This is a genomic window from Streptomyces sp. NBC_00554, assembly GCF_041431135.1.
Taxonomy (GTDB): domain Bacteria; phylum Actinomycetota; class Actinomycetes; order Streptomycetales; family Streptomycetaceae; genus Streptomyces.
Genome location: NZ_CP107799.1, coordinates 5,436,011 through 5,449,287 on the forward strand (window position 1 = coordinate 5,436,011; position 13,277 = coordinate 5,449,287).

Sequence of the window (13,277 nt, forward strand, 5' to 3'; positions counted from 1 at the left end):
ACGCAGCCCGATACGACACAGTCCGAACCGGTGACAGCAGAGACAGAGAAACTGCGGGAAGTGATCAAACGCGCCCGCGTCGTGCTCTTCGACTTCGACGGGCCGATCTGCCGGCTGTTCGCGGGGCATTCCGCGGAGGATGTGGCGAAGGATCTGGTGGAGTGGCTGGAAGCGCAGGGGCTACGAGGGCTGTTGACCGAAGAGGAACGTGGCCATCCCGACCCGCACGTCGTGCTTCGCGTGGTCAACCGGAGGCATCCGAGCAGCGACCTGGTGGTCGAACTCGAGGAGTTGCTCACCCAGCATGAGCTCAAGGCGGTGCCGTCCGCCTGGCCCACCCCGTTCGCCGATCCGCTGATACGGACTTGGACCGCCGTCGGCGTCCGCCTCGCGGTGGCCACCAACAATTCCCCCCGCGTGGTGGCCCGTTACCTCGAGGGCCGCGGCCTCACCGAGTGCTTCGCCCCCAACGTCTACGGCCGCACCCGAAACCTGGACCACCTCAAGCCCCACCCGCACTGCCTCAACCGGGCGCTGAACGCCCTGGGTGCCGCCCCTTCGGCCGCCCTCATGATCGGCGACACTCCGTCGGACTTCCTCGCCGCCCGGGAAGCGGGGGTTCCGTTCCTGGGCTACGCGCGTAACGCCACCAAGGAGAAGGAGTTGAGGAAGGCTGGCGCGGAGGTGATCGTCGGCTCCCTCGAGCCAGTACTCCAGGTGCTGCGCGGCGAACTCTGAGTTCTGGACGCGCTATCGCTCACTGAAGTGACGGCCAAGATCTGACGAAACGGTTCTGACACGCTACGACACGTCGAGGGGGTAGCGTGCCTCCACCTTCCGCCGACTGGTCTCAGAGAGAAACGGGGCGATGTCACCCGAAGCGCCCGAAATCCCGCCGCGTGTCGCAGCCGCGAGTGCTGCCCTCGACGCGGTCGAGGGTCCCCTCAGCGGATACCACCACGAGACGTATGTGTTTCCACTGCCGGCCGAGGCGGGGACGGGCTTCCAGGGGCGGTGGAAGTGCCGCGAGCCGCGCGCGAACCTGCTCTGGTTCGACCGGCGTTGCTTCGAGTCGGAGGAACGCCTGCTGTACGACCTGCAATGGCGTATCGACGTCGTCCCCGAGGTCGCCCGGGTGGGCGGCGTGGACCTGCAGCGGTTCATCGAGGGCTCGACGCTGGGCGAGTTGCATCCGTCCGGTGGGGCCGTTCCGGACGCGCTCTTCGAACAGATCCTTGGCCTGTTCGGGCAGTTGGTGACCGTCACCGCGTCCACTCTGCTCGTGGAGCGGAGGTGTGAGCGGCAGGATCGCGCGGAGGAAGGTGACAGCGCGGGATTCCTCGAGAGGCTCATCTGTTTCACTCAAGAGCGGGTGTACGAAGAGAATCTGATCGCGTACGAAGGCCTGTTCGCCGATCTAGGTCTCGACACCGATGCCTTTCGGCAGCTCAGGAAGAGGGTGGCCGGACTTCGGGACCGGCCGTTCAGTCTCCTCCACGCGGATCTGCACCGCGAGAACTTCATCGTTGACCAGGACGGCAAACTCTGGGCCATCGACTGGGAGTTGGCGATGTTCGGCGACCCGCTCTACGACCTGGCCACTCATCTGTACCTGATGCGGTATCCGCAGGCGCAGGAACGGCTGATGATCCAGCGGTGGTGCGGGATTGTCGAGGAGATCCGGCCGGGCAGTTCACAGGGTTGGTGTGAAGACCTGCCACGGCTGCTGGACTTCAAGAAGGCGCAGTCGGTGTTCACCGATGTCATCCGGGAGTCGCAATCCCTGGACGCCCAGGGGAAGTTCGAACGCCGACGGCTCCGCCGGGCGGCCTGGAAGCTGCAGGGGGTGCTGACGGCCGCCGCAGAGCCGTTGGGCCTGGAGTCCGCTCCCGGTCTGCTGGAGACCGAGGCCGCGTTGACGCGCTGGCGAAGCGACCACGCACTTACCTGAGCCGGTGTTCCGGACGCTCGGAGACCGGATCCGAGCATCCGTCCGAAGACGGGACCATGCTCTCCGTTGTCGGTTGACGGGTCCCGCCCCGTAGCCGCGGGGAGCGTCGTCGGTTGCGGAGCCAAAGCCTCAGAGCCTCGAACGCCCACTGCATCACCAGTGTCATGGCGACCGCGACAGCGTTCCACAGCAGTTGAAAGAGCATGGACCCCCACCCTTCTTGCCACTTTCAGTGAAGCGATCAACTGGCCGACCAATTGGACTGGTTGCCTTGAATTGGGTCTGCCCGTGTGCGTAGATCCCTTAACTGACGGCCGCGTTGGGCCGGTCACCTGACTGAAATTGGTTTGCTCGTCGTCCGGAAGCGGTACGGTCCAGCTGTGAGCGGAGAGGGAGTCGCGGACGGTGGCGGCAGGGAGTTCGAGAGGGTCTCGGACGTATTGCGGGAGCGCATGGCTTTGGGCGTCTATCCGTTGGGAACCCTGCTGCCCCCTCAGCGCTTTCTGGCCGACGAACTCGGGGTCTCCCGGGACACCGTGCAGCGCGTCCTGAGGGCACTGCGCAATGAGAAGTGGATCGAGACCCGTCAGGGCAGTGGATCCAGGGTGATCAAGTCGCAGCGAATCCACTCCTCGGGGACGCGGAACGTGCGCCCCGCGCAAGCCGTGACCCTGCGGTCATTCATCAACGAGGCCTTCGAAGCGCCCAAAGTGACCTTGGACGTCTACACGCTGACATCGGAGTCCCTGGACGCGCACGTTCGTATGCAGGCGGAACGCATACGCGACCGGGAGATCTCCCCCGAGCGGATTGCGCTGCGCATGCTACTGCCGTCCAGTGAGCTGAGGCTGCCTTACCCGAGTACCAAGGGCGCTCCTGACGACCTGCGTCTTCAGGACCGACTGCACGGAATCACCCAGCGGCATTCGGCCTCGCTGAAAAGCGCCCTGCGGGACCTGCGGGCCGACGGGCTGGTCCCCTTCGTCGATGTCGAGATCCGCCATGTGCCGTTGGCGCCGACATTCAAGCTCTACCTGCTCAACGGTAGCGAGGCACTGCACGGTCCGTACGAAGTGATCGAGCGGACCATCGAGCTGGACGACGGGGAAGAGGTACTGGCGCTGGACGTCCTAGGGCTCGGGGCGACGCTGACGCACTACGAGAAGACCGACGACCCGGACTCCACGGGAAGCGTCTTCGTCAGCAGCATGCAGTCCTGGTTCGACTCGATCTGGGGCGCACTCGCGAAGTGAGGGAACCGACCGACGGTTGCCCATCCCAGGCGTCTCGTACACCTCGGTTACCTCATTGAGACCAACCGCTTCCGGTCTCCGCTCGTGAGTGATCTACGACCCGGCTAGGGTGTGCTCACCTTTCACTTCCAGGAGTGGCCAGTGGGCGCGTCTCCTGCGCCCGGGCCTGTGCCCAGGGAGCAACGTATTGCCAACGATGCCTACGACACGTTCGTACGGCTGGCAAAACAGCACGGACTGATGAGCCGCGGCCATCACAACCGGAACTACGTTCTGCCGCTCACCGAGGCCATGGCGCGCCATGTGAGCTGCGATCCGGGCACCTCGGTGATCGTGCGGACGCGCAGAGCGGAAGCGCTGCCGGTGGTCATCAGGACGTGGCGCGAACCGGACATTCTCCGGGCCGTCGAAGGCACTCTGCCGCACGTACCACGCTGCGTCGCAAGCCGTGCCGGCACGGCTGTGCACAGCTATGTGGAGGGCCTCCCGCTCTCCGCGATCTGCCCCAACGGCAAGCCTGTGGACGGTGTACTGGTCAAGGCGATGGTGGGTCTGCTGGCGCAGATGTCACGGGTGCGCAGGGAGGCGTTACCGCCGCTCCCGGACGGGTGGCCGCGCAGCAACAAGGACAGCCAAGGGTTCCTGCGTACGCTGGCGCATCTCACCGACCGGCAGATCCGTCGGCCCAATTGGAGTGAATTCGGCGGACTGTTCGCCGCTCTGGGTATCCCAGAGGACGCCTTGGTCCGGCTGGCGGACCGGGTGCCCGTAATGGCACGCCGTCCGCACAGCCTGCTCCATACGGATCTGCACCGCGACAACGTGATCGTCACTTACCGTGGCGAACCGCCCTTGATCTGCGTCGACTGGGAACTCGCGACCTACGGCGACCCGCTGCACGACCTGGCCACCCACCTCGTCCGCATGCGCTACCCGGAGTCCCAGTGGGACGAGGTCGTCGATGCCTGGGCCGACGCCGTTCAGACGGCGAGGCCGGCGGCGGCTGCCGGCCTCGCCAGAGATCTCCGACACTACGTAGCCTTTGAACGGGCGCAGTCCGTGTATCCGGATGTGATGCGTGCGGCGAAGTCGCTGGAGGCGTCGCTCGACCAGAAATGCCTGGCGATGGCGACGCAGGCGGTGCGTCGTGCCCTGGCGGCGGCGGCCCAGCCGCTGGGCCTCGTCAACGTGCCCGACGAGGCCGAGATCGAGCGGGTCCTGCGCCGATGGCAGATGTCCCGGAGGGAATGGCACGACGACCACCGGGCCGTCACCGCCATCGGCTGGCAGCCCGACGGAAGGCTGCGGGAGCCTTCCGACTTCCCTCACACCGCGGTGCTCGACGCGTTGCGGGCGGAGGGCGCGGCGCCGGCCGCTCAGGTGTTCAAGGGCACGGCGCATCTCAACACGGTGGTGCTTGTGCCGGGTGTCGGTTTCCCCGTCATGGTGCGCCGCAAGGTGGCTGCCGTCAGCCGTCGCGAACCCACATTTCTCAGCGAGCACGCGGTCCTGCGGGCCATCGAGCGGTCAGGAGCCGACGTTGCGGCACCTCGGGTGCTGGCGCTGGGCACCAGCCATGCGAAGGACCCTTTCGCGATCCACACATATGTCGGACCGTCCGACAGCGACCAGCCCCCCAGCCACCCCGTGCACGGCCTGCTGCCGCATGAGGCGGACGGACTGGTCGACCAGCTCCGGGCGCTGACCGTCGTGGACTACCGGCCGCTGGACCCCACCGCGAACGACGTTCACTTCTTCGACTGGCTGAGTGAGCTGCTCGTCCACTTGGTGGACGAGCTTCCCAAGGAGACGCAACAACTGGCCGGTGTCCTGGGGCTGCCCAACGCACGCCGCCTGTGGGAGATGCTGGCCCGTCACCGGGTGACGCCGCGCCAGTCGACCCTGCTGCACGGCGACCTGAACCCCTGGAACCTGGTGCGAGGGGACCACAAGCTCGCCCTCACGATCATCGACTGGGAGATGGCGATGGTCGGGGACCCCCTGTACGACCTGGTCAGGCACATGCATCTCACCCCGACACGGCCCGAGATCCGCGCCCGCATGCTCCAGCGCTGGAGCAGCACGCTGCCCGCCACCCACACCAAGGACTGGGAGCGGGACTGGCACCTCTACCGGTGGATCGAGAACGTCCGCTCCGCCTATGTGGACCTGGACCGCCTGGTGACAGGCGCAAGCCTCGACGCTCCCAACGTGAGCCGCGCGGTGGATTCGTACGGGATGACCCTGCGGATGGTGAAGGGAGCGCTCGGGCTGCCTACGCGTTTGCTGTCGAACCCGTATCTTGCCCGCGCGTTGCCGGATGGGGACCATGGCACAACTAGTCAGGCCGGGTTGCCCGTGGGCATGTGAGGTGCCGCGTCGGACCGCTGGGCCTCGGGGGAGAGGGGCCGGCCATGTCCGGTGCGCGGCGAGGTCCGGCGGAAAGCGGTGGTGAACGTCTGAGGCGGTATCAGGCGCGGTTCGAGCCTTTGGTGACGCGTGTTCTGCTCATCGGGATCTTTGTCACCGGGCTGACCGCGCAGTTCGTCAAACCGGTCGGAGACGCCCTTCAGGACAAGGCGTTCCTCGGTGGCGCACTGCTCAGCCTGGTCGGCTATGTGCTGTACGACTCGGTGAAGGAACTGGCCACATCGCTCCGGCTGCCACCGCGTGTCCAGGTCGAGTCGAGGGATCTGGGCAGTTTCGTGAGCGAGGCGTTCCGTGCCCGAGAGGTGGAGATCCGGTTTCTCGGTTACACCGGGGAGACGCTCTACAACGAGCTTTATCACCGGCTGGAGGGCCTTCTCGACGATCCCGGACCGACAAGACACGTCTCAGTGAGGGTACTGATTCCGGACTTCGGGCAGCCGATGACCGTTCCCTCACGCGTGGGGCCGGACGGTGAGCCGGTGGACGATCCCGATTTCCGCAGGCGCCTGGAGCTGAAGTGTCAGGAGTACGAGCAGACGCTGTCGGCGATCGCGGAGCGGCTCACCGTCGTGGGGCGGGTGAGCGCGGAGTGTGAGTACCGCCTCTATCCCGGCATACCGCGGGACAAGATCTGCATCTTCAACCGGGAGCAGGTGCTGCACGGTCTCTACAACGTGATCGCCCGGACGGTGCAGCGCAGTTCGGAGCCCGAGTTCTACGACCCCAAGGGCTACCGCACCGACCTCAGCGTGTGGTCCCGGGCCGGTGGCGACGACTCCAAAGCCGTCGTCGCCACCTGGAACAAGCATCTCGACGACCTGTGGAGTCTGGCGGCGGTACCGCACTGGCGGCGAGTGACACCCCCGTGACGGAGGCCGAAGCTCGCCCCCTCACACCCCCAACACCACCTTCCCCACCACCCCCCGCCCCTCCACAGCCGCATGCGCCTCCCCCGCCCGCTCCAGCGGAAACACCTCACCGATCACCGGCCGCAGCCGCCCCGCCGCGGCCTCCGTGAGGGCGGTGGACGTGAAGCGGTGCAGGTCGGCGGGGGTGAACTGGACGTCTGCGATGCCGAAGAGGGTGATGCCGCGGCGGGTGGCTGCCGCCGGGTCGATGGGGGAGAAGCCGCCCGACGGGGCGCCGTGGGCCGAGAAGCGGCCGCCCTCGGCGGTCAACGGGAAGGCGGTGGCGCCGAGTTGGCCGCCGACGCCGTCCAGGACGACATCGGCGGCCGGGGTGGAGCCGCCGAGGGCGTGCCGGGCGGCCGAGGGCCAGTCGGGGTCGGTGGCGTCGATGGCCGCGTCCGCGCCCAGCTCGCGTACCAGGGCGAGTTTCGCCGCGCCGCGGGCCAATCCCACCACGCGTGCCCCGCGCGCGTGGGCCAGCTGGATCAGCAGTGTGCCCATGCCTCCGGAGGCGCCGAGGACGAGGACACGGTCGGCGGGGCCGACGCCGGTCAGTTCGAGGAGGCCCGTGGCGGTGAGGCCGTCGTGGACCAGGGCCGCGGCCGGGAGGAGATCCAGGGAGTCCGGTACGACGGAGAGGGCCGAGGTCGCGGCTACGGCCCGTTCCGCGTAGCTGCCGGTCACGAAGGCGGTGACCCGCCGGCCCAGCCACTCGTCGGCGACGTCCGCGCCGAGGGCGGTGACGACACCCGAAACGCCGCCCCCGGGGACGTACGGCGGCGTCACCGGGAAGAATTCCCGGCCCCAGCCGCTTCTGATCTGGGTCTCTACGAAGATCGTGTCCGCGTAGGCGACATCGATCAACACCTCGCCGGGTCCTGGAACCGGGTCCGGGATCTCCACCGGAAGGAGAACCTCGGGCCCGCCGAACGCCTTCACCTGTGCCGCACGCATGGGTCACCTCATCGCAAGCAGAAGGGCTGTCGCCGCGCAGTCTTCGGCCTCAAGCCCGGTTGAGGTCAAGGGCCGGCCGGCGTCGTGCGTAGGCTCGGGGCATGGGTGAGATCGGGCTCCGGGAGCGCAAGAAGCAGCGGATGTACCAGGCCGTGTCCGACATCGCGATCGGGCTCTTTCTGGAGAAGGGGTTCGACGTCGTGTCCGTCGCCGAGGTGGCGGCCGCCGCGGAGATCTCCAAGCCGACCCTCTTCCGGTACTTCCCGGCGAAGGAGGATCTGGTCCTGCACCGCTTCGCCGATCATGAGACGGAGGCTGCGCGGGTCGTCGCCGGCCGGGCGGAGGGGCAGTCGGCCGCGGACGCTCTGTTGGAGCATTTCCTGGACGGCCTGCGCCGCGACGACCCCGTCACCGGGCTCAACGATCACCCGAACGTCCTCGCCTTCCACCGGCTGCTCTACGGGACGCCGTCGCTGGCGGCACGGATGTCCGCGTACGTCGAGCGCTCCGAGGCCGCGCTCGCCGAGGCCCTGGGCGGCGACCTCGACGCCCGGCTCGCCGCCGGTCAGATCATCGCCGTACAGCGCATCCTCGCCCTGGAGAACTGGCGGCGGATCGCGGAGGGGGAGCTGGTGGCGGAGGTGCGGCGGGATGCCGTGGCGGCGGCCCGGCGCGCGTTCGCGCGGCTGGAGGCGGGGATGCAGGCGGGGGCGAACGGCACCCCACCCAGCTAGCATTACCTAGTAAAAAATGTTACTCGGTTACGTTATTCCGCTACCCTGGATGGAATGACGTCACGCCACCCTGCCCTCGCTCACTCCCTCATCCGCGAACGTGCCTACCACGACACCTGTCGCGCGGCCCTCGACGCCATGGTCGCCGGTGCCGACGAACACGTCGTCACCGGCGAGGACGTCTCCGCCTCCGGTGCCGACGCCGAAGTGCTCGGCTATGTGCTGCGCAGCAAGGCCAAGGAGATGCGCGAGTTGCCCGAAGGGCCGCTGTTCTTCGGCAAGCTGGACTTCGAGAGCGCGCGCGAGGCGGCCGGCGAGCATGCCGGGCAGAGCTATCACCTCGGGCGGCTGCGGATCACCGAGCACCCCGCCGCCCCGCCCCTCGTCGTCGACTGGCGTGCCCCCGTCTCACGCGCCTTCTACCAGGCGAGTTCCCGCGCGCCGCAGGGCGTCGCCGTCCGGCGGCGGTTCGGCTGGGCGCCGGGGAGCCTCGGGGACTCCGCGGACCTCACGGGCCTGGAGGACGAGCACCTCGCGCAGGCCCGCCCTCAGCAGCCGAGCCGCATCCTCGCGGGTGAGATCGAGCGCCCGCGTGTCGGCCCGATGCGCGACATCGCCGCGACCATCCAGCCCGAACAGGACGAACTCGTACGAGGCGATCTCGCGTCCTCGGTCTGTGTGCAGGGCGCCCCGGGCACCGGCAAGACGGCCGTCGGACTGCACCGGGCCGCGTACCTCCTCTACACCTACCCGCAGCGCATCCGCCGCGGCGGCCTGCTGATCCTCGGTCCCAACCGCACTTTCCTGTCGTACATCTCCGAGGTGCTGCCCGCGCTCGGCGAGACCGGCGTACGGCAGTCGACCGTGGAGGACGAGATCGCCCGCCATCCCGTCTCGGGGCAGGACGACGAGCGCGCCGCCGTCGTCAAGCACGACGCCCGGATGGCGCAGGTGCTGCGTCGGGCCCTGTACGGAAAGGTCGGGGGGCCCGTCGACTCCCTTGCCGTGCCGGACGGTTCGTACCACTGGCGTGTTCCGGCCGAGGTGCTCCGCAGCATCGTGGACGGCGTACGAGCCGAGGAACCTCCGTACGCCGTCGGGCGTGAGCGGGTGCGGACGCGGGTCGTGGGGTGGCTGCGGGAGCGGGCGGAACGGCGCGCCGGGCCGCGTAGCAACGCCTGGGTGCGGAAGATCTCGCGGGCCAAGTCCGTCAGCGCGTACGTCGACGCGGTGTGGCCCAGGGTGCTGCCCGAGGAGCTTCTCGCCGAACTCCTCACCGATGCCGATGTGTTGGAGGCAGCGGTCGGCGAACTCCTGGACCCGGACGAGCGGAAGGCGATCGAGTGGGTGAAGCCGCCGCGTTCGTACAAGTCGGCGCGCTGGTCGGCCGCCGATCTCGTCCTCCTCGACGAGATCGCCGGGCTCATCGAACACCCCGAGGGATATGGCCACTTGGTGATCGACGAGGCACAGGACCTGTCGCCGATGGAGTGCCGGGCGATCGCGCGACGGGCGGCGTTCGGGTCGCTGACCGTGCTCGGCGATCTCGCGCAGGGCACGACTCCGTGGGCGGCGCGGGAGTGGGACGAACTGCTCGCGCACCTGGGCAAGCCGGATGCCCCGGTCGTACCCCTGACGATCGGCTTCCGGGTCCCGGAGGCCGTCGTCGGACTCGCCAACCGGCTCCTTGCACGGCTCGACGTGGGAGTACCTCCGGCTCAATCACTGCGGCAGGACGGCGAGTTGAGGGTCCGGCAGGTGTCCGACGTGTGCGCCGCGACGGTCGACGCGGTGCGCGGAGCGCTCACGCACGAGGGCTCGATCGGCGTCATCGCCGCCGATGCCGATCTCGTACGCGTACGGGAGGCGCTCCGCGCCGCGGGTGTCGAGACCGCCGGACCCGATGAACTGGGCGCCCGGGTAACGGTGTTGCCCGCCACGCTCGCCAAGGGACTCGAGTACGACCATGTCGTCGCCGTCGAACCCGCGGCCGTCGCGGAGGCGGAGTCGCGGGGGCCGCACCGCCTGTACGTGGTGCTCACGCGGGCGGTTTCGCGGCTGGACGTGGTGCACGCGCGGCCCCTGCCGTGGTGACAGATCACGGCTGACGACGGTGGCGGACTACCAGGGAAGCGGCTGCCCGTCGCGGAAGAAGCCGCCGGTGGGGCCGTTGTCGGGAAGGGTGGCCGCCCATACGACGCTCGCGGCGCCCTCCGTGACCGGGCGCCCGCCCGGGCCGCCCATGTCGGTGGCGACCCAGCCGGGGCAGACGGAGTTCACCAGGATGCGGTCGGCGCGCAGCTCGGCGGCGAGCATGCGGGTGAGGGCGTTGAGGGCCGCTTTGGAGGCGGAGTACGCGGGGGTGCCGCCGCCCATGCCGGTGAGGGACGCGGCCTCGCTGGAGACGTTCACGATGCGCGGGTGCGGGCTCGCGCGGAGGAGGGGGAGCAGCGCCTGGATCAGCCGCCAGGGACCGTACAGATTGGTCTCGGCCGCCTCGCGTACGACGTCCAGGTCGGCGGTGGCCGCGTGCTGCCAGGTGTCGTACGTGATCGCCGCATTGTTGACGAGTACGTCGAGGGCTTCCAGGTCCCGTGCCGCTTCGGCGATGTCCGCCTCGGACGTGATGTCCAGGCGCAGCGGGCGCGCGTTCGGGCCCATGGACCGGGCCGCCTCGGCGGCGGCTTCCGCCGAACGGGCGGTCACCAGCACGGTGTGCCCCGCGGCGGCCAGCTGCCGGGCGACCTCGCGGCCGATACCGCGGTTCGCGCCGGTGACGAGCGCGATCACTCCGGCGCTCCCACGGCGGTCAGGAGGGGGATCAACTGCTCTTCCTCGTAGGTCAGATGGGCTTCGAGTTCGGCTGTGAGGTGTTCCACCCGGGAGAGTACGCGGCCGGGTTCCGGCTGCCCGCCAGCGATGACCCCGCGCAGTTGTTCGAGAAGTTCGGCGATCCGCTCGTGCTCCTTGGCCAGGCGGTCCAGGGTCGGGGCGAGTTCGGGATGGCGGTCGGCGAGGAACGGGAAGAGGCCGAGGCCCTCGCCGGTGTGGTGGTTGTGCATGCCCTGGCAGAGGGTGAGGCAGTTGACGCGGAGCTGGGCGCCCAGGGCGGTGCCCGTCTTCCCGAACTCCTCGCGGATCAGGGCGAGTTCGCGCCGGAAGGCGTCGTGGGCGACCTGAAGGTGCTCGGCGATGGAGCCCGCGTTCATGCTCGGCGGGCCGTCCTGGGGGACCTGGCGCAGAGCCACGACGGGGATGACGCGGTCCGTCTTCGCCTGGTACTCGGCCCATCCCGGGTCGGCCTCCACCGCCCGGGCGAAGACGCGGTCGCGTTCCGCGCGTTCGAGTACGACGGCCTCCGCCTCGTAGGTGAAGAGGCCGTCCTCCACGGTCGCCCGGGGGTTCGCGAGGAGGTTCCGGAACCAGTCAGGGTGCTGGGGCGCGCCACCGGCCGAGGCGATGACGAGGACCTGCTCGCCGCCGTCGGGGTAGTAGCCGACGGGGGTCGTGTGCGGGGTTCCGGTGCGCGCGCCGGTGGTCGTCAGGAGGAGCAGACGTGCTCCCTCGAAATAGCCGCCGACCCGTCCGTGGTTGGCGCGGAATTCCTCGATGACTTGCTGGTTGAAGGGGTTGGGCATTCGCTGCTTTCTTTTGTTTTCGGGCAGGGGGAAACCCGGAGGGTGGGAATGGGTGCGTAAAGGCACGCCGGCGCGCGGAATTCCGAAGGGGAGGAAGTTCTGTGCGCAGGGGGTGACCCAGGCAGAAGTCGTACGCAGAGGACGTACGCACGTACGTGGAGGACGTACGTAGAGGTCGCACGCAGGAGTCGTACGTGAAGTCTCACGAGGAGACGTCGTACGAGGAGACGTCGTACGAAGATAATTCGCACGAGGAGAAGTCGTGCGAAGAAACGGCGGGCGGGGCTCTACCCCGCCCCGGCCTCACTCGGAGGCCGGGTGCCCAACTCGTGCGCGGCGCAAGGCCGACCCGGCAGTCATGGAGGTAAAGGTAATGCCCGTACGGGCGTTGATGCAATGCCCAATTTCGGGCCCGGCCGATTTCGGGCGTCGAGTGTGGCGATTTCAAGTCGGGTGGGCGCGGGGCCCGTGCCGCGAGCCCGCCGCGGCGGCTGTGAAAATCGCTGGCAGGTTGTCGGAACACGGTGATAGAGAGTCGGCGTGACAACGACACCTGAGTTCGCCGTCCTGCTGCGACTGATCGACGAACGGTCGACCGCCTTCCGCGCCGCGGTCGCCTCCGCGCCCAGCCTCGACGTGCAGGTGCCGACCTGCCCGGAGTGGACGCTGTTCGATCTGGTGCAGCACATCGGCGAGGGGCGTCGCGCCTGGGCCGCCACCGTCGCCGCGGGGCCTGCTCCGGCCAAGTCCGCAGCGGAGGGCGCTCCGGCTGCGCCTCGGGAGCGCGAGGCACTGCTGGCCTGGTTGGCGGAGTCCATGGAGCAGCTGCTGGACGCATTGCGGGAGGCCGGCCCGGATCGCGGTTGCTGGACGTGGTGGGGTGCGTCCCAGTCGCCGCAGACCTGTGGGGCCGTCGCCCGGCACCAGCTCCAGCAGATCGCGGTGCACACCTACGACGCCCAGGTCACTGTGGGTGCCCCGGAGCCGCTGCCGGATGAGGTGGCACTCGACGGTGTCGAGGAGTTCCTGTCCACCTGCGTCGCAACGACGAGTGCCTGGCCGCACAAGCCCACTGCCTTCGACTTCCACGCCACCGAGGGCCACTCCTGGCGCCTCACGGTCGACGGCGACGGCGCGCGCTCCACCCGTATCTCCGCGCCCGGCACGACGCCTGTCGCCGCTGCCGACGAGGGCCCGAACGCGCCTGGCGTCTCCGTCCGCGGCACGGCCAGTGAGCTGGTCCTCTTCGTGTACGGCCGTATCCCGGCGGACTCCCTGAAGGTCGACGGCGACCTCGGTCTCTTCGACCTGCTTCAGGCCTGGGAGCCGGAGGAGTAGAGCGCCGGGTTCGGGGCCGCGGCCGACGCACGCTGGCGATCCACTGGGCGCTCGTGTGGATGTCGTCGAGG

The 13,277-nt window shown here is 68.8% G+C and carries 11 protein-coding genes; 8 read left to right on the forward strand and 3 right to left on the reverse strand.

Annotation, left to right across the window (positions count from 1 at the left end):
- Positions 1–30: 30 nt before the first annotated feature.
- The 5 genes from OG266_RS23910 to OG266_RS23930 all read left to right on the forward strand — a co-directional run bounded on the left by OG266_RS23910 (position 31) and on the right by OG266_RS23930 (position 6,503).
- Entirely contained in the window at positions 31–738 is a 708-nt protein-coding gene (locus OG266_RS23910) for an HAD family hydrolase (protein ID WP_371548304.1), read from the forward strand.
- 130 nt (positions 739–868) lie between these two features.
- Positions 869–1,951, forward strand: coding sequence for a phosphotransferase family protein (locus OG266_RS23915; RefSeq protein WP_371548306.1), 1,083 nt, complete (start codon positions 869–871; stop codon positions 1,949–1,951).
- Between the two features lie 380 nt (positions 1,952–2,331).
- The gene (locus OG266_RS23920) at positions 2,332–3,204 is read left to right on the forward strand and encodes a winged helix-turn-helix domain-containing protein (RefSeq protein ID WP_371548308.1); all 873 of its coding nucleotides are present in this window, start codon (positions 2,332–2,334) and stop codon (positions 3,202–3,204) included.
- 240 nt (positions 3,205–3,444) lie between these two features.
- Positions 3,445–5,574, forward strand: a complete 2,130-nt coding sequence (locus tag OG266_RS23925) for a phosphotransferase (protein WP_371548310.1) — start codon at positions 3,445–3,447, stop codon at positions 5,572–5,574.
- Between the two features lie 122 nt (positions 5,575–5,696).
- The gene (locus OG266_RS23930; RefSeq protein ID WP_371548312.1) at positions 5,697–6,503 is read left to right on the forward strand and encodes a hypothetical protein; all 807 of its coding nucleotides are present in this window, start codon (positions 5,697–5,699) and stop codon (positions 6,501–6,503) included.
- A gap of 21 nt (positions 6,504–6,524) precedes the next feature.
- Here the strand turns inward: OG266_RS23930 and OG266_RS23935 are convergent, their stop codons facing one another.
- The gene (locus tag OG266_RS23935) at positions 6,525–7,496 is read right to left on the reverse strand and encodes a zinc-binding dehydrogenase (RefSeq protein WP_371548314.1); all 972 of its coding nucleotides are present in this window, start codon (positions 7,494–7,496) and stop codon (positions 6,525–6,527) included.
- Between the two features lie 101 nt (positions 7,497–7,597).
- Between OG266_RS23935 and OG266_RS23940 the strand changes: the two genes are divergently transcribed.
- On the forward strand, positions 7,598–8,230 hold the full coding sequence (locus OG266_RS23940) for a TetR/AcrR family transcriptional regulator (RefSeq protein ID WP_371548316.1): 633 nt from the start codon (positions 7,598–7,600) through the stop codon (positions 8,228–8,230).
- A gap of 54 nt (positions 8,231–8,284) precedes the next feature.
- On the forward strand, positions 8,285–10,324 hold the full coding sequence (locus tag OG266_RS23945) for an AAA family ATPase (protein WP_371548318.1): 2,040 nt from the start codon (positions 8,285–8,287) through the stop codon (positions 10,322–10,324).
- A 27-nt stretch (positions 10,325–10,351) separates the two neighbouring features.
- Here OG266_RS23945 and OG266_RS23950 read toward each other — a convergent pair whose 3' ends face one another.
- Both OG266_RS23950 and OG266_RS23955 read right to left on the reverse strand, forming a co-directional pair.
- On the reverse strand, positions 10,352–11,020 hold the full coding sequence (locus OG266_RS23950) for an SDR family NAD(P)-dependent oxidoreductase (RefSeq protein ID WP_371548320.1): 669 nt from the start codon (positions 11,018–11,020) through the stop codon (positions 10,352–10,354).
- Positions 11,017–11,868, reverse strand: coding sequence for a nitroreductase/quinone reductase family protein (locus tag OG266_RS23955; RefSeq protein WP_371548322.1), 852 nt, complete (start codon positions 11,866–11,868; stop codon positions 11,017–11,019). Before OG266_RS23955 ends, OG266_RS23950 begins: the two co-directional genes overlap by 4 nt.
- 540 nt (positions 11,869–12,408) lie before the next feature.
- Between OG266_RS23955 and OG266_RS23960 the strand changes: the two genes are divergently transcribed.
- Positions 12,409–13,206: a maleylpyruvate isomerase family mycothiol-dependent enzyme gene (locus OG266_RS23960; protein WP_371548324.1), complete on the forward strand. Its 798-nt coding sequence runs from the start codon at positions 12,409–12,411 to the stop codon at positions 13,204–13,206.
- Positions 13,207–13,277: the final 71 nt, after the last annotated feature.

What these genes read in the sequence shown, in the direction of transcription:
- OG266_RS23915 (WP_371548306.1), top strand. Translation starts at nt 869, where the DNA reads ATGTCACCCGAAGCGCCCGAAATCCCGCCGCGTGTCGCAGCCGCGAGT.
- OG266_RS23925 (WP_371548310.1), top strand. Translation starts at nt 3,445, where the DNA reads ATGAGCCGCGGCCATCACAACCGGAACTACGTTCTGCCGCTCACCGAG.
- OG266_RS23935 (WP_371548314.1), bottom strand. Translation starts at nt 7,496, where the DNA reads ATGCGTGCGGCACAGGTGAAGGCGTTCGGCGGGCCCGAGGTTCTCCTT.
- OG266_RS23940 (WP_371548316.1), top strand. Translation starts at nt 7,598, where the DNA reads ATGGGTGAGATCGGGCTCCGGGAGCGCAAGAAGCAGCGGATGTACCAG.
- OG266_RS23945 (WP_371548318.1), top strand. Translation starts at nt 8,285, where the DNA reads ATGACGTCACGCCACCCTGCCCTCGCTCACTCCCTCATCCGCGAACGT.
- OG266_RS23955 (WP_371548322.1), bottom strand. Translation starts at nt 11,868, where the DNA reads ATGCCCAACCCCTTCAACCAGCAAGTCATCGAGGAATTCCGCGCCAAC.